This window comes from Cupriavidus sp. HMR-1 (assembly GCF_000319775.1).
GTDB lineage: Bacteria > Pseudomonadota > Gammaproteobacteria > Burkholderiales > Burkholderiaceae > Cupriavidus > Cupriavidus metallidurans.
The window spans coordinates 1-15,440 of the sequence record NZ_ANKP01000103.1 but is presented as its reverse complement, the minus strand read 5'-3'; the positions used below and the strand labels follow the sequence as shown (position 1 = coordinate 15,440).

Genomic DNA, 15,440 nt, shown 5'->3' with positions numbered 1-15,440 from the left:
AAAGCCTTGCCGGATCGTACTTTTACGGCTTATCAGGGGCCTGAGGCTACCAGCCTGCGTGCTAACATGCGCGGATGCAAGCACCCGCCAATCCGTCTTCTTCGTCCGCTGCAGTGTCAAGCAGCATGCCGCACAAGCTGGTCATCGCCTCGCGCGAAAGCCGGCTGGCGATGTGGCAGGCTGAACATGTTCGTGCTGCGTTGCAACAATACTATCCCTCCTGCGATGTGTCCATTCTGGGCATGACGACAAGGGGTGATCAAATTCTCGATAGGACCCTGTCCAAGGTAGGCGGCAAGGGCCTGTTCGTGAAGGAGCTGGAGGTCGCCATGGCCGAGGGACGCGCCGACCTGGCCGTTCACTCGCTCAAGGATGTGCCGATGGAGCTGCCCGAAGGCTTCACGCTGACGGCGGTGATGGAGCGCGAGGACCCGCGCGATGCGCTGGTTTCGGCGCAATTCGCCTCGCTCGAAGAGATGCCGGCCGGAACCGTGGTGGGCACTTCGAGCCTGCGCCGCGAAGCCGCGCTGCGCAGCCGCTTTCCGCATCTGGTGATCAAGCCGCTCCGGGGAAATCTGGATACGCGCCTGGGCAAGCTGGACCGTGGCGAGTACGGCGCCATCATTCTGGCCGCGGCCGGGCTCAAGCGCCTGGGCCTGGGCGATCGCATCCGCGCGCTGATCGCGCCGGAAAGCTCGCTGCCGGCGGCCGGGCAGGGCGCTCTGGGCATCGAGATCCGTGCGGATCGTCCCGAACTGGCCGAATGGCTGGCGCCGCTGAACCATCTGCCCACGCTGCTCGCCGTATCGGCCGAACGGGCCGTCTCGCGCCGCCTGGGCGGCTCGTGCCAGGTGCCGCTGGCCGCGCACGCGCGCTGGCGTGACGCCAGTCTTCAACTCGACGCCTTCGTGGCGCTGCCCGACGGTTCGCGTCAGGTGCGTGCCCATGCCACGGGACCCGTCGCTACGGTAGCCGACGCCGAAGCGATCGGAACCGCCGTCGCCGGCGATCTGCTGGCCCAGGGCGCGGACGGCGTGCTGGCCGCGCTTTCCACGGACCCCACCGCCGGACCTGTTTGAGGAACCCGCGATGCCTCGCCCGACCGTCGTAGTAACACGACCCGCCGGGCAGTCCCGGCAACTGACCGAAGCGTTGCAGGCTGCGGGTCTCGACGTGCTCAGTTTCCCGCTGCTGGCGATCGGGCCCGCGGCCGATGACGTGCCGCTGCGCGCCGCGCTTGGCCGGATCCAGGACTACGCGCTGGTGGTGTTCGTGAGCCCGAACGCGGTGTCCTACGGACTGGACACCCTTGCCCAGGTCCAGAACGCTCCGGGCGGAGCCCGGTGGCCGGAAAGCGTGCCGGTGGCCGTGGTGGGGCCATCGAGCGTGGTCGCGTTGGCGGAACGGGGTATCGCCCCGCCCGCGTATCGTGTGATCGCGCCTGCTGGCGCTCAGGGCAATGACACGACCGGCGACGCAGCGCGCTTCGATTCAGAGGCGCTCTGGTCCGAACTCGACACCTCGCCGGGCGCGTTTGCCGACCGCAAGGTCCTGATCATCCGGGGCAGCGGCGGGCGCGAATGGCTAGCCGATCGTCTGAGCGACGCCGGCGCGACCGTCGAAGCCGTGGAAGCCTACAGCCGCACCCTGCCCGAGCCGAGCGGCATGCAATGGCAGGCCGTGCGCGACAGCCTCAAGCCCGATGCGCCGCCGTACGCGTGGCTGCTGACCAGTTCGGAAGCCGTGCGCAACCTGGACGGGCTGGTGCGTTTGCATCTGTCGCCTCAGGAACACGAACGTCTGAAGCAGATGCAGTGCATCGCACCACATGCGAGAATTGCCGCGCAGGCTCAGTCGCTGGGATTTGCCCACGTGCTGCCCGCCGCGCCCGGAGATGCCGGGCTGCTGGCCGCATGCACGCAATGGGGTGAAGCCTATGCTGGGCCGGCCACGCCAGCGCCCGCCCCCGTATCGCCTGCACCCGCTCCGGTGGTCGTGCAGCCGGAACCGGAGCCGACACCGGCGCCAATGGCACCCAAGGAACCCACGTCAACCAAAGTCGAACGCGTGACGACAGACACCACGTCCCCCTCGCCGAATCCGGGCGGTAACCCCGGTAGTTCCGGCATGTCCGGCGCATTTGTGGCACCCGCGCGCCGAATGAATCCATGGTGGCTGCTTGCCGCCGTGCTGGTGGTCGCCGTTGCCGGGGGCTTCTGGTGGTTGCAGATGCGGGTCGAGCATCTGACCCAGGAACTGGCGCGCCGCCAGCAGAGCGCGGACACGCTCGTGCAGGAAACGCGGGTGCTGTCGCGCGATGCGCAGGAGACGGTCAAGGCGTTGCAGGGCAAGGTCGGTGCGCTCGACGGCCAAATCACGGAGACGCGCGACAAGCAGGCCGCGCTGGAACAGGTCTATCAGGACCTGATGCGCAACCGCGACGACTGGGAAATCGCCGAAATCCAGCAGTTGCTGACCAACGCCGGCCAGCAGCTTCAACTCACCGGCAACGTGCAGGTGGCGCTGGCCGCGCTGCAAAGCGCAGATGCGCGCCTGGCGCGTTCGGACAAGCCGCAATACAACCAGCTTCGCCGCGCCATTGCGCGGGATATCGGCCGGATGAAGGCCGTGCCGGATACCGACCTGACCGGGGCGGCGATCAAGCTTGACGAGGCGATCAACCAGATCGATTCACTGCCGCTGCTGTCGGGCGAGCGGATGCTTGACCGCACGCCGGGCGAGGGCAACAAGCCGGCACCGGCCGCGCCGAAGGGGGCCTCGACGCCCGCGGCGGCCAGCGCGGCGGGTGGCAATATCGTGTCGCGACTGTGGACGTACGTGCTTGACGAGCTTGGTCAGGTGATCCGCGTGCGCAAGGTAGATGACACCAACGCGCTGCTGCTCTCGGGTGACCAGGGCTGGTTCCTGCGCGAGAACATCAAGCTGCGCCTGCTCAACGCGCGGCTGGCGCTACTGTCGCGCAACGAACCCGTCTTCCGGAACGATCTCGCCGCCGCGCAGGGCATGATCGCGCGCTATTGCGATACCCGTTCGCGCCGCGTGCAGGGCGTGCTGACGATGCTCAAGCAGGCCCAGGCCAGCGCGGTGACGGTATCCCTGCCGACCATGGCGGAGAGCCTCGGCGCACTGCACGCCCTGAAGAAGGAATAGCCGTCATGCGACTCCTTTTCTGGGTAGCTGTTTTATTCGGCGGCGCCGTCGGCCTGGCACTGTTTACGCAGTTCAACCAGAGCAATGTGGTGCTGTTCTATCCGCCGTACCGGGTGGAAATGTCGCTGAACCTGACACTGGCGCTGCTGCTGCTGGCCTTCTTTATCGTCTGGACCGTGCTGTCGACCTTCCGGCACTTGTCGGAGATGCCGAAGCGTGCCGCCGCCTATCGCGAGCGCAGTCGCATGAGCAAGGCGCAGGCCGCGCTGCGCGAGTCGATCGAGAATCTGTTCGCGGGACGTTTCGCCCGTGCCGAACGCGCTGCCCACGAAGCCCAGGCGTGGCCCGAGCAGGCGCAAACCGCCGCGCTGGTGGGCGCCCGTGCCGCGCACCGGATGCAGGAGTCGGAACGCCGCGACGCCTGGATGGCGCAGGTCACCGACCCCGAGCGCGAACAGGCGCGACTGGTCTCGATGGCCGAACTGCTGGTCGACGCGCGCGACGCCGAAGGTGCCTTGGCGACGATCGCCCAGTTGCAGGAAAAGGGTGGCCGCCAGATCCACGTGCAGCGTATTGCACTGCGCGCGCATCAGCATCTGAAGAACTGGAGCGAGGTCCTGCGACTGGCGCGCTCGCTGGAGAAGCGCAACGCGCTGCACCCGGTGCTGGCGCTGCGCCTGAAGCAGATGGCCGTGGAAGCGATGCTCGAGGAGCGCCGCCACGACGCCGAGGCGCTGTTTCATTTCTGGCGCTCGCTGACGGCTGATGAACGCCACGCGGTGCGCATCGCCGAACTGGGGGCGCGCTACTTCTCGTCGCTCGGCAAGCAGAACGAGGCACGCCGCATCGTCGAGGAAGCACTCAAGGTCAACTGGGACAGCCGGCTGGTGCAGCGCTACGCCGACTGCGCGGAGCCGGGCAAGGCGCTGCCGCAGATCCAGCAGGCCGAGAAATGGCTGGTTGATCACCCGACCGATGCCGACCTGTACTACACGCTTGGCGTGCTGTGCCTGGGCGAACAGCTCTGGGGCAAGGCGCAATCGAACTTCGAACGCACCCTGAAGTATGCGGATCGCGACGCGCAACGCCGCATCTGCATTCGCGCGCATCTGGCGCTGGCGCGGCTGTTCGAAGAAACCGACCGCGCCGAGGATGCGCAGCGGCACTATCGTGAAGGCGCGATGCTGGCGGCTTGAGGGGCCTCGGGTGTCCAAGGCATCTCAGACGTCCCCGTTGCCCCGGGTTTTCTCCTTCACCACGCCATACCTCTCCAGTGTTTCCTTCCGCGCCACATCGTGCTGAACGATCGGGCGCGGATAGTCTTCTCCAAGCTTCACGCCCGCTGCCCGTAGCACCTCTTCCGGCGCCGTCCACGGCGCATGGACGTATCTGTCGGGCAGCGCGGCCAGCATCGGTAGGTACTTCCGGATGAACTGCCCCTGCGGATCGAATTTCTCCGACTGCGTGACCGGATTGAAGATGCGGAAGTACGGTTGCGCGTCGCAGCCTGTCGACGCCGCCCACTGCCAGCCGCCGTTGTTGGCGGCAAGGTCGAAATCGTTGAGCTGGTCGGCGAAGTACTGTTCGCCACGGCGCCAATCCACGCCCAGGTCCTTGACCAGGAAGCTGGCGGTCACCATGCGCAGGCGGTTGTGCATGTAGCCGCTCTGGCGAATCTGGAGCATCGCGGCGTCGATCAGCGGATAGCCAGTCTGCGCGTCGCACCAGGCTGCGAAGTACCGGTCGCCCGTGGCTGGCGCGATCCACCGCAGCGCATCGTATTCGGGGTGGAACGACTTGCCTTCCGCCACGCGCGGATGGTGATGCAGGATCATGAAATAGAAGTCGCGCCAGATCAGTTCCGAGAGCCAGACGGCCGCGCCTTCGCTCGCGGCACCGCCGCGCAGCATGGCATCATGCGCGGCGCGGGCGAGTGTGCGGATCGAGATCGTGCCGAAGCGCAGGTGAACCGAGAGATAGCTTGGCCCCCGCACCGCCGGAAAATCGCGCCGACGGCCGTAGTCGCCAATGCGGGGCAGGAACTCGTCGAACAGCGCGTGGGCGCCGTCACTGCCCGTTGGCATGGCGATCCCCGCCAGGTTGGTGGCAGTGAAACCGAGGTCGGCCAGCGTCGGCCATTGCCCCCGGTATCGTTGCGGAACAGGTGCAAGCGCTTCCAGGTACTTCCCGATCGGATATGGCCGCAGGTCGAACGGCCGCACCGTGCGCAGCCAGGCGTTCTTGTAAGGCGTGAACACGCTGAAGGGGCGGCCCTGGCCAGTCAGGATTTCGTCGCGTTCGAAGATGACCTGGTCCTTGAACGTGAGCAGCACCCGGCTGTCGGCGGCCAGTGTCCGGCGCACGGCGTCGTCGCGAGCGTTGGCGGCCGGCTCGTAGTCGTGATTGGCGAAGACGGCCTCCACTTCAAGCTCGGCGGCCAGTCTCGGAATCGCCTGCCGCGCGGTGCCGTCGAGCACGATCAGGCCTCCGCCCGAATCTTCCAGCGCCCGGCGCAATGGCTCCAGCGTGCGCAGGATGAACTCGACGCGGCGATCGGCGTGCAGCCCCCGCGCCAGCAGCGGCGCCAGGATTTCCCGGTCGAACACGAACACGCACCATACCTGCCGGCAGTGCTTGAGGGCATAATGCAGCGCCGCGTTGTCATCGGTGCGCAGGTCACGCCGGAGCCAGACCAGGCCGCGGGTAAAATTCCGGTCAATCCGGTAGGGCAGGCGCGCGGCGTCGGCTTCAGATTCGGGGGAGGGCGATCCAGACATCGCCGTAACCTAACATAGCAACCGGGACTCCAGCAGTCCCATCCCAGCAGCAGAAAGATATTCCCATGGCCACGACACTCGACCGCATCCTGCAATCCCAAGGCTTCGGCACCCGCCGCTATTGCGGCGATCTGGTGGCGGCCGGGCTGGTCGAGGTCAACGGTGAACTCTGCGAGGACCCGGGTGCGCGTTTCGAGGTGGACGGGCTGCGCCTGATGGTCGACGGCGAGGAGTGGCTGGCGTGCACCAAGGCCTACGTGATGCTGAACAAGCCGACGGGCTACGAATGCTCCCAGCGTCCGCGCCATCATCCAAGTGTGTACAACCTGCTGCCGGTACCGCTGCGCCAGCGGGAGGTCCAGGCTGTGGGGCGGCTCGATCACGACACCACCGGATTGCTGCTGCTGACCGACGACGGCCAGTTCATCCACGCCCAGACCTCGCCGAAGAAGGAGGCGCCGAAGGTCTACGAAGTGACGACCTTCGATCCGGTCACGCCGGAACAGGTGGAAGCGTTGCGCACTGGCGTGAAGCTCGACGACGAACCGGCGCCGATCGCCGCCGATGCGTGTGAAGCGACCGGCGAGCGCAGCCTGCGTCTGACGCTGCTGCAGGGCAAGTACCATCAGGTCAAACGGATGGTGGCCGCGGCGGGTAACCACGTAACCGCGTTGCATCGCAGCGCGATCGGCGGGCTCGTGCTCGACCCCGCGCTGGGCCCCGGAGAATGGCGCTGGCTCACGCCGGAAGACCTGGCCGCGCTACGCGGCTGAGCGCGTTGAGGCAGCAACAAATGTTGCATTGCAGCATGTCGCCGGACGCCGAAGTTTTACGGGAAGTCGCAGCGGTGATTTGGTAGAATGCAAGCCATGGCGACGTCCGAAGCTCCAATCAATCTCACCAATCAGTTCCTGATTGCCATGCCTGGCATGGCCGATCCGACGTTTTCAGGTTCCGTCGTCTATCTTTGCGAGCACAACGAGCGCGGCGCGCTCGGCCTGGTGATCAACCGGCCGATCGACATCGACATGGCCACGCTCTTCGACAAGATCGATCTCAAGCTCGAAATCCAGCCAGTTGCCCACCAGCCGGTCTACTTCGGCGGCCCGGTGCAGACCGAACGCGGCTTCGTGCTGCATGATCCGGTCGGCATCTATGTGTCGTCGCTGGCGGTGCCCGGCGGGCTGGAAATGACCACCTCCAAGGACGTGCTCGAAGCTGTGGCCAATGGCAGCGGCCCGCACCGGTTCCTGCTCACACTCGGTTACGCGGGGTGGGGCGCCGGCCAGCTCGAGGACGAACTGAGCCGCAATGGCTGGCTCACCGTTCAGGCCGATCCCGAGATCATTTTCAGCGTGCCCCCCGAAGAGCGTTTTGCAGCGGCCATTCGCCTGCTCGGCATCGACATCTCGATGCTTTCGGGTGACGCGGGACATGCCTGAGCAGCTGGGGCGCGAGACGCCCCGCGACGGCACGGTGCTCGCCTTCGACTATGGCGAGAAAAAAATTGGCGTGGCGCTCGGCAATTTCATCACCCGGCAAGCCAGCGCGCTTACGATTCTTCCGAATGTGACGGTCGAGGCCCGCTTTGACGCCGTTGGCGAGCTGATTCGCCAGTGGACGCCGGTGCGACTCGTGGTCGGGATGCCAGTCAATCCGGAAGCTGGCCCCGATGACGAGGAGCAGCCCTCGATGCGGCTTGCGCGCCGCTTTGGCAACCAGTTGAACGGACGCTTCAATCTGCCCGTGGAATGGGTGGACGAACGCTACTCCTCGCGCGCCGCCGCCATGGCGGGCGCCAAGCGAGGCGCGCTTGACGCCGAGGCGGCCCGGATCATCCTGCAACAGTATTTCGACGAACTCCCGCTATGACCCAGACCTCCACACCCGACGCCGAGGCGCTGTATCACGCGCTGCGCGACCAGGCCCAGGCCCTGATGCCCCCCAGCGAGCGTGTGCGCTGGTCCGTCGCAGGGATCTACTCCGGAGGCGCCTGGATCGCCGAGCGGCTGGCGTCAGACCTGCAACTTGGCGGGCACGGCGTGATCAACGTGGCCTTTCACCGCGACGACTATGCCAAGAAGGGCCTGCACAGCCAGGCGCAGTCGACCACGCTCCCGTTCGAGGTGGAAGACCGCAATATCCTGCTGATCGATGACGTGCTGGCCACGGGCCGTACGATTCGCGCCGCCGTCAACGAACTGTTCGACTACGGCCGTCCGGCCCGCGTGGCACTGGCCGTGCTGGCCGATCGCGGTGGCCGGGAGTTGCCGATCGCCGCCGAATTTGCCGCTGTTACCGTCGCGCTGCCCCAGGACAAGACCTTGGTGCTGTCGCGCCAGGGCGAGGGTGCGGACACCCGCTTTGCCTTCGCCACTGAAGCCCGTAGCTGATATCGCAAGCACGCAAGCACCACACAGATAGAACCCGCGCCCGACCTGCCATGACCAAGACGTTTCGCAACCCGCAGCTCACCAAGAACGGCGAACTGAAGCACCTGCTGTCGATCGAGGGGCTGTCGCGTGACATGATCACGCACATCCTCGATACCGCCAGCCAGTTCGTATCGCTCTCCGACTCCGACCGCGAGGTCAAGAAGGTGCCACTGCTGCGCGGCAAGAGCGTGTTCAATCTGTTCTTCGAGAACTCCACGCGGACTCGCACGACCTTCGAGATCGCGGCCAAGCGGCTGTCGGCGGACGTGCTGAACCTGAATATCAATGCGTCGTCCACGAGCAAGGGCGAATCGCTGCTCGATACGATCAACAACCTGTCGGCGATGTCGGCCGACATGTTCGTGGTGCGCCACGCCAGCTCGGGCGCGCCTTACCTGATCGCCGAACACGTGGCCCCGCACGTGCATGTGATCAACGCCGGCGACGGCCGTCACGCGCACCCGACGCAGGGCCTGCTGGACATGTACACGATCCGGCATTTCAAGAAGGACTTCACGAACCTGACGGTAGCGATCGTCGGCGACATCCTGCACTCGCGCGTGGCGCGCTCGGACATCCACGCGCTGACCACGCTGGGCGTGCCGGAAGTCCGCGCGATCGGGCCGCGCACGCTGCTGCCGTCCGGCCTGGAGCAGATGGGTGTGCGCGTCTTCCACAACATGGAAGAGGGCCTGAAGGGCGTGGACGTCGTGATCATGCTGCGCCTGCAGAACGAGCGGATGACCGGCGCGCTGCTGCCGTCGGCGCAGGAGTACTTCAAGGCCTACGGTCTGACCCCGGAGCGCCTGGCGTTGGCCAAGCCTGATGCCATTGTGATGCACCCGGGCCCGATGAACCGCGGCGTGGAGATCGACTCCGCCGTGGCAGACGGTCCGCAATCGGTGATCCTGAACCAGGTGACGTTCGGCATCGCCGTGCGCATGGCCGTGATGGGCATCGTCGCGGGCAATAACGATTGAGCCGAACCCCGGATACCACGAACCGCACACACCGACAGAACATGAAGATCCATATCCAGGGTGGCCGCCTGATCGACCCGGCCGCGAACGTCGACGCCGAACAGGACCTGTACATCGCCGCCGGCAAGATTGTCGGCGTGGGCCGCGCGCCCGCGGACTTCCATGCCAACAAGACCATCGATGCGAAGGGCATGATCGTGTGCCCGGGGCTGGTCGACCTGTCCGCCCGCCTGCGCGAGCCGGGCTACGAATACAAGGCGACGCTGGAATCCGAACTGGCCGCCGCCACTGCCGGTGGCGTGACCAGCCTGGTCTGCCCGCCTGACACCGACCCGGTACTCGATGAGCCGGGGCTGGTGGAGATGCTCAAGTTCCGCGCTCACAAGCTCAACCAGACGCATGTGTACCCGCTGGGGGCCCTGACCGTCGGCCTGAAGGGCGACGCGCTGACCGAGATGGGCCAACTGACCGAGGCGGGTTGTGTTGGCTTCAGCCAGGCCGAGGCGCCCATCCATGACACCAAGGTGCTGCAACGCGCGATGCAATACGCGCAGACGTTCGGCTTCACGCTGTGGCTGCGCCCCGAGGATCCGTTCCTCGGCGGAGGCGTTGCCGCGAGCGGCGCCGTGGCGTCGCGACTGGGTCTGTCTGGCGTGTCCGTCATCGCCGAAACCGTGCGTCTGCATACGATCTTCGAATTGATCCGTGCCACGGGCGCACGCGTGCACCTGTGCCGCTTGTCGTCGGCTGCCGGGCTGGAACTGGTGCGTCAGGCACGCAAGGAAGGCCTGCCGGTCACGTGCGACGTGAATATCCATCACGTCTCGCTGACCGACATGGACATCGGCTTCTTCAATAGCCAGATGCGCTTCACGCCGCCGCTGCGCGGCGCTCGCGATCGCGACGCAATCGTCGCCGCGCTGGCCGACGGCACTATCGACGCACTCTGCTCGGATCACACCCCGGTGGACGACGACGAAAAGCTCCTGCCTTTCGCCGAGGCCTCGCCGGGCGCTACAGGCTTGGAACTGCTGCTGCCGCTGACGCTGCGCTGGGCCAGCGAGCACAAGGTGCCGCTCGTGCGCGCGCTGGCTCGCATTACCAGTGAACCCGCGCGGGTTATCGGTCTGAATGCGGGATCGCTGACCACGGGCAGCATGGCCGACGTGTGCGTGTTCGACCCGAAGCAGCTCTGGAAGGTGGAGCGCAGCGCGTTGAAGAGTCAGGGCAAGAACTCGCCGTGGCTCGGCTACGAGATGGAAGGGCGTGTGCGTACGACGCTGGTCTGCGGCCAGGTCGTCTACGAGCAGCGCTGATTTACCCTCGCACAACATAACCGGGTTGCGGCGATGAATTGGGTACGCAAGGGACGTTTAGGGATACACCTGATGCGGGGCATGCTTTTTTGCTCCCTTGTATTTCCCTGGCTGGGTTCTGAGGCGCGACATCATCATATCCGGCGATGGTCAAGGATGCTCCTCGGCCTTTGCGGCATTACGGTGGAGATTCCAAAAGATATACATCCATCACATGGCGTGCTGGTGGTGGCGAACCATATTTCGTGGCTCGATATCTTTGTGCTGAATGTGTGGTGTCCGTTTCGATTTGTTGCAAAGTCGGAGATTCGCGCCTGGCCTTTGATAGGGTGGCTCTGCGTGCAGACAGGTACCCTTTTCCTCGAACGGGGGAAGAAGCGGGATACGCATCGGATTCTTCACCGTATTGCAGAGTGCCTCGGGCAAGGCGATACCGTGTGCGTGTTCCCGGAAGGGACCACAAGCGATGGCACTGCGGTCTTGCCATTTCACGCCAACCTTTTGCAGGCTGCTGTTTCTGCCAAAGCCCCCGTGTTACCGGTCGCACTGCGTTATTTGGATACGTCGACCAGAAGCTTGACGCTCGCGCCTGCATACATCGGCGACCTTTCGCTGATGGACTCGCTGAACAGCGTTCTTGATGCTTCGCCGATAACAGTGCAGGTCCTGTCGGGCACCGAGATTGCCCCCGGTGGTTGGGATCGCCGAGAGCTCAGTGGGGCATGCCAGATGGCTGTTGGACAACTGCTCGGTGAAGTCGCGAAGAGCGAAGTGGCAAAGAAAAGTGACGTTGGTGGGGGTTTCCCTGCGTGTCAGCCCAGTGTATCTTACGGCGCTGGTCGTGAAGCTGCTCCCATGAGCAATGAGTAACGTAATCTAGCTGATCTCTTTCCGGGAGTCGGTTTGCGCCCCCGACATCACGAAACCGTCGACATAAGGCGGTGAACATACCACATCATGATTCTTAGTGAGATCTACAATTATCGCCAGATCGTTTCACAGCTGGTGATGCAGCAATTGCTGACCCGTTATCGACGTACCATCTTCGGTTACCTGTGGACTGTACTGAATCCATTGCTGATGATGGGCATCACGGCGGTGGTTTTTTCACATATTTTCCGCTTCGGTCTGAGAGATTATGCGGTTTTCCTTCTCGCGGGCACGGTTCCCTGGACTCTGTTCTCTAGTACGCTGGTGCAGGCCGGTGCATCAATTGTTGGAAATGAAGGGCTGCTGAAGAAGATCTATATCCCCAAGATTGTTTTCCCGGTTGCGACGTCGACTGGCATCCTGTTTGATTCGCTTTTCAGCCTTTGTGCGCTTTTCGTCATTGCCTTTTTTGTCGGGGCAAAAATCAGCGTCGCGCTGATTTTTCTTCCAGTGGCATTCGCCTTGCTTTTTATATTCTCGCTCGGCCTTTCATTTGCGCTGGCGGTGATTATGGTTTACTTCCGTGATATGCAGCATCTGATTGGCGTAATGCTGCAAGCCTGGTTCTTCGTGACGCCGATTATGTATCAGATGGATGCAATTTCGCCGAAATTGCAGAAGGTGATTGTGCTGAATCCAATGCTCTATTTCATTGAGCTATTTCGTGCGCCGATCTATGCTTCTCAATTCCCCTCGCTGCATGCGGTGGGGATCGCAACCGCACTGGCTGCTCTCAGCTTTGTTATCGGTCTGAAAATCTTCCGCCTGTACGAAAACAAGTTAATTTTTAGGCTATAAGCGATGTCTCGAATCGAAGTGTCGGATGTCTCTCTCCGATTCCGTCTCTATCACGACAAGAGTCCCGCTTTAAAGGACTATGTTACCAATTTCTTGCGTGGCAAGAGTCACGGTGGCTACACAGATTTCTGGGCTCTGAAAAATGTTAGCCTGACCATTGAGCGTGGCGATCGTGTCGGTATCATTGGTCATAATGGTGCTGGCAAGAGTACGCTTTTGAAGACAATCTGCAGGATCTATTCTCCGCAGCAGGGTTCTGTTCACGTCGATGGGAGAGTTGCTCCATTGCTTGAAATTGGTGCTGGCTTTAATCTCGAATTCACCGGCCGCGAGAATATCTATTTCAGTGGCGGGATTTTGGGGTATAGCAAAAAGCAACTGGAGAATCTTGAGCAGGAAATCATCGATTTCACGGGATTGGAAGAATTCATCGATACGCCGGTTAAGTACTACTCGACCGGTATGTACATGAAGCTCGGCTTTGCGATTGCAACAGCTGTACATCCCGAGATCTTGATTCTTGATGAAGTGTTTGCTGGTGGCGATGCGACTTTTGTGCAACGTGCACAGAAGCGAATGACGGAGTTCATCGATCGTTCGAATATCATGGTTTGCGTATCACACGACATGAACCTCCTGCAATCGATCTGCAACCGGATGATCCTGCTGAAGCGTGGCGAGGTGATCGGGGATGGTTCGCCCGACGAGGTTATTGAACTTTACAAGCGGACACAGGGAGAGTCGGGGGCGAATGGATAATTGTCAGCGCCACAGGCAGGCTCCGGGGGCCCCACGACCGTTAAATCTGAAAAACAATGCGTAGTTTCTTTCACTGGATCAAAGGATGTCTTGAGGTTCGCTCCGAACCCCTGCCGCAACCCAGTGCAAGTGTCGTTGCGGAACTGGTTGATACCGAGTACTACCGGCGTCGGTATGGGGCCGAACTGGGTTCGGAGGCGCCACGTGAGCACTTTGTCCGAGTGGGCGCGCGGTCCGGCTTTGATCCTAATCCCGTGTTTGATTCTGCATTCTATTCTGCCCAACTGGAGACATCTCCCGCTCAACCCGGTCAGGCGCTCCTTGAGCACTATCTTGAGCTCGGCGAGAAATCTGGCCTGCGGCCATCTCCAATTTTCGATCCCAAGGCCTATCTGGCGATGAATCCCGACGTGGCTGCCGCCGGGGTCAATGCACTCGAGCATTTTGTTCGTTGGGGGTACAAGGAGGGACGGCAGTTCATAAACGTCGACGCTCCAGATCTCGATGAGGCGATTGCCCAGATACTGGCCAACGACCAGGGGAACCCCGTGGCGCTGGCATTGCGCACGATCCGGAACGTTGCCCAGGGCGATCTTGAAGCGGCCCGCTTGGCGGCTGACATGTTGCCGGCATCGTATTGCGAACAGATTCTACCGCCATTATTGAACTCTCTCGCCGAACGATTCTGGGTGCAGGGCGAGTTGAACAAGGCGGTCGCGGCCTGGCAGCAGAGCCGCCGCATCGCGCCCGCCAGCTTCTCGAGCAACGGGTATCTAGGGCTTGTCCTGCGTGCGTTGGGATATCTGGATGAAGCGCTTGCTGCATTGCAGGACGCAGTGGATCAGGGTGACCAAAGGCCAGCGATTTCCGACGCTCTACAGGCACTGCAAGCCGAGTTCGCTGCGATGGAGGCAACGGGAGGCGTATCCGGTGAGCCGGCGCCGATAGATGCAATTCAGCTATTTGATACGAGCTTCCCTTCGCGACTTTCCAGCTTCCGATTCGGAGAGTTCTCAGCCTATTTGCGGGAACTGCCAGGAAGTAGGATGTATTCATCGATCTGGGATATCAAACACCTGCATGGATCAGATACGTTCACAAGCATGGCGCACCGTTTTGCTGCTGATCAAGGCATGGCTCCCGGTCGCGTCCAGCTCCATGCCAAGCAGTCAGTAGCAGCCAGAGTCGGATATTGTGTATTCTTGAACAACGCAAATCTATTTTTCTCGGAGAATCGTCACCTCAATGTCGATGCATTCGCGTTCACCCTTTATCCAGGTGGTGGATTTGAGCTCGCGGATCCAAACTCGGATTACAAGCTTCGACGTCTCTGTGATGACTCTCGACTGGGCAAAATCATAACCACGCAGAATCTGACCTATCGATATCTGTTGGATAATCAGTTTTGTGAGCCTAACAGGCTATTGCATCTGTTTGGTGGTGTGGTGCCCATGTGTTTCGATCGCGTCGGCACGGAAGCGATTCTGACGACCCGGAATCCACAACGAGAAATCCTACGTGTCTGTTTTGTGGCGCAACGCTACAGCGCTACGGGCGTTGAGAAGGGATACGACGTCTTCGTCGCGCTTGCAGAGCAACTACGCGACAGGGATGATATTGAGTTTCACGTAGTAGGCGGATTCGACGCCGACACGATTCCTTTGAAAGTCGGCACGAATATTCGGTTCCATGGCATACAGCCGAGTGATTTCTTCCCTGGATTTTATAGGGAAATGGATATCATTGTCTCCCCGAATGTATCCGGGTTCCGCCTCAATGGAGGGAGGGGCTCCTTCGACGGTTTCCCTACGACTTGTTGCGTGGAAGCCAGTCTCTGCGGCGTGGCGATGTTCCTTTCCGATTTCGAGGGCTTGAACTCTGATCTGCGAGGTAAGCCAATATTTGAAATGGGGCGGGATTTCGAGAAAATCGATCGTGATGCGGAGGTGATTGCCGATAGGGTGCTTCACTACGCGGCCAACAGAGAGTCGCTTTGCATATTGGCGGGAAGAGGTAGAGATGTGATATTGCAAAGTATGAGCTACGAGGCTCAAATTTTGCCGCGAATCACCACATTGCAAGATCTCGGCGCGCGTGCGCGGCCACCCGCTCAATGAGAAAGTACATTGTTAGTATCGCGCGAAACTTGCGCAACGGGCTTCGCGTATTTGTAGCCTCGAAAGGAGCTGGCATCTGGCCGATTGATACCGCTTACTACAGAAGGCGGTACGGTGGCCTGCTGGCGGGAAAATGACCTTGCCCCTGTTCCACGAA

Annotated in this window: 14 protein-coding genes; 13 read left to right on the top strand and 1 reads right to left on the bottom strand. The window is 62.1% G+C overall.

Going from position 1 to position 15,440, the window contains the following annotated elements:
- Positions 1–74 precede the first annotated feature (74 nt).
- Genes hemC through D769_RS14745 form a run of 3 tightly spaced genes read left to right on the top strand, consistent with a single transcriptional unit; the run spans position 75 to position 4,367 of the window.
- Positions 75–1,079: a hydroxymethylbilane synthase gene (hemC, locus tag D769_RS14755; RefSeq protein WP_040011062.1), complete on the top strand. Its 1,005-nt coding sequence runs from the start codon at positions 75–77 to the stop codon at positions 1,077–1,079.
- 10 nt (positions 1,080–1,089) lie between these two features.
- Positions 1,090–3,171 carry a fused uroporphyrinogen-III synthase HemD/membrane protein HemX gene (gene hemDX, locus D769_RS14750; RefSeq protein WP_008646289.1) on the top strand — a complete coding sequence of 694 codons (2,082 nt, stop codon included), beginning with the start codon at positions 1,090–1,092 and terminating at the stop codon, positions 3,169–3,171.
- 5 nt (positions 3,172–3,176) lie between these two features.
- On the top strand, positions 3,177–4,367 hold the full coding sequence (locus tag D769_RS14745) for a heme biosynthesis protein HemY (RefSeq protein ID WP_008646288.1): 1,191 nt from the start codon (positions 3,177–3,179) through the stop codon (positions 4,365–4,367).
- A 24-nt stretch (positions 4,368–4,391) separates the two neighbouring features.
- Here the strand turns inward: D769_RS14745 and D769_RS14740 are convergent, their stop codons facing one another.
- Positions 4,392–5,948, bottom strand: coding sequence for a deoxyribodipyrimidine photo-lyase (locus D769_RS14740; RefSeq protein ID WP_008646287.1), 1,557 nt, complete (start codon positions 5,946–5,948; stop codon positions 4,392–4,394).
- A 65-nt stretch (positions 5,949–6,013) separates the two neighbouring features.
- Between D769_RS14740 and D769_RS14735 the strand changes: the two genes are divergently transcribed.
- From D769_RS14735 to D769_RS14690, 10 genes are all read left to right on the top strand, one after another.
- The gene (locus D769_RS14735; protein ID WP_008646286.1) at positions 6,014–6,721 is read left to right on the top strand and encodes a pseudouridine synthase; all 708 of its coding nucleotides are present in this window, start codon (positions 6,014–6,016) and stop codon (positions 6,719–6,721) included.
- Positions 6,722–6,817: 96 nt separating this feature from the next.
- A complete protein-coding gene (locus tag D769_RS14730; RefSeq protein WP_008646285.1) occupies positions 6,818–7,390 on the top strand; it encodes a YqgE/AlgH family protein in 573 nt (190 codons plus the stop codon).
- On the top strand, positions 7,383–7,820 hold the full coding sequence (ruvX, locus tag D769_RS14725) for a Holliday junction resolvase RuvX (protein ID WP_008646283.1): 438 nt from the start codon (positions 7,383–7,385) through the stop codon (positions 7,818–7,820). Before D769_RS14730 ends, ruvX begins: the two co-directional genes overlap by 8 nt.
- The gene (gene pyrR, locus D769_RS14720; protein ID WP_008646282.1) at positions 7,817–8,341 is read left to right on the top strand and encodes a bifunctional pyr operon transcriptional regulator/uracil phosphoribosyltransferase PyrR; all 525 of its coding nucleotides are present in this window, start codon (positions 7,817–7,819) and stop codon (positions 8,339–8,341) included. The genes ruvX and pyrR overlap by 4 nt, the downstream gene beginning before the upstream one ends.
- 50 nt (positions 8,342–8,391) lie before the next feature.
- Positions 8,392–9,363, top strand: coding sequence for an aspartate carbamoyltransferase catalytic subunit (locus D769_RS14715; RefSeq protein ID WP_008646281.1), 972 nt, complete (start codon positions 8,392–8,394; stop codon positions 9,361–9,363).
- Between the two features lie 41 nt (positions 9,364–9,404).
- Positions 9,405–10,679: a dihydroorotase gene (locus tag D769_RS14710; RefSeq protein ID WP_008646280.1), complete on the top strand. Its 1,275-nt coding sequence runs from the start codon at positions 9,405–9,407 to the stop codon at positions 10,677–10,679.
- Positions 10,680–10,835: 156 nt separating this feature from the next.
- On the top strand, positions 10,836–11,549 hold the full coding sequence (locus D769_RS14705) for a lysophospholipid acyltransferase family protein (RefSeq protein WP_008646279.1): 714 nt from the start codon (positions 10,836–10,838) through the stop codon (positions 11,547–11,549).
- Between the two features lie 87 nt (positions 11,550–11,636).
- Positions 11,637–12,407 (top strand): ABC transporter permease, encoded by a 771-nt coding sequence (locus D769_RS14700; RefSeq protein WP_008646278.1) that lies wholly within the window; start codon positions 11,637–11,639, stop codon positions 12,405–12,407.
- Between the two features lie 3 nt (positions 12,408–12,410).
- The gene (locus D769_RS14695; protein WP_040011061.1) at positions 12,411–13,166 is read left to right on the top strand and encodes an ABC transporter ATP-binding protein; all 756 of its coding nucleotides are present in this window, start codon (positions 12,411–12,413) and stop codon (positions 13,164–13,166) included.
- A 56-nt stretch (positions 13,167–13,222) separates the two neighbouring features.
- Entirely contained in the window at positions 13,223–15,283 is a 2,061-nt protein-coding gene (locus D769_RS14690) for an LPS biosynthesis protein RfbU (protein ID WP_008646276.1), read from the top strand.
- Positions 15,284–15,440 lie beyond the last annotated feature (157 nt).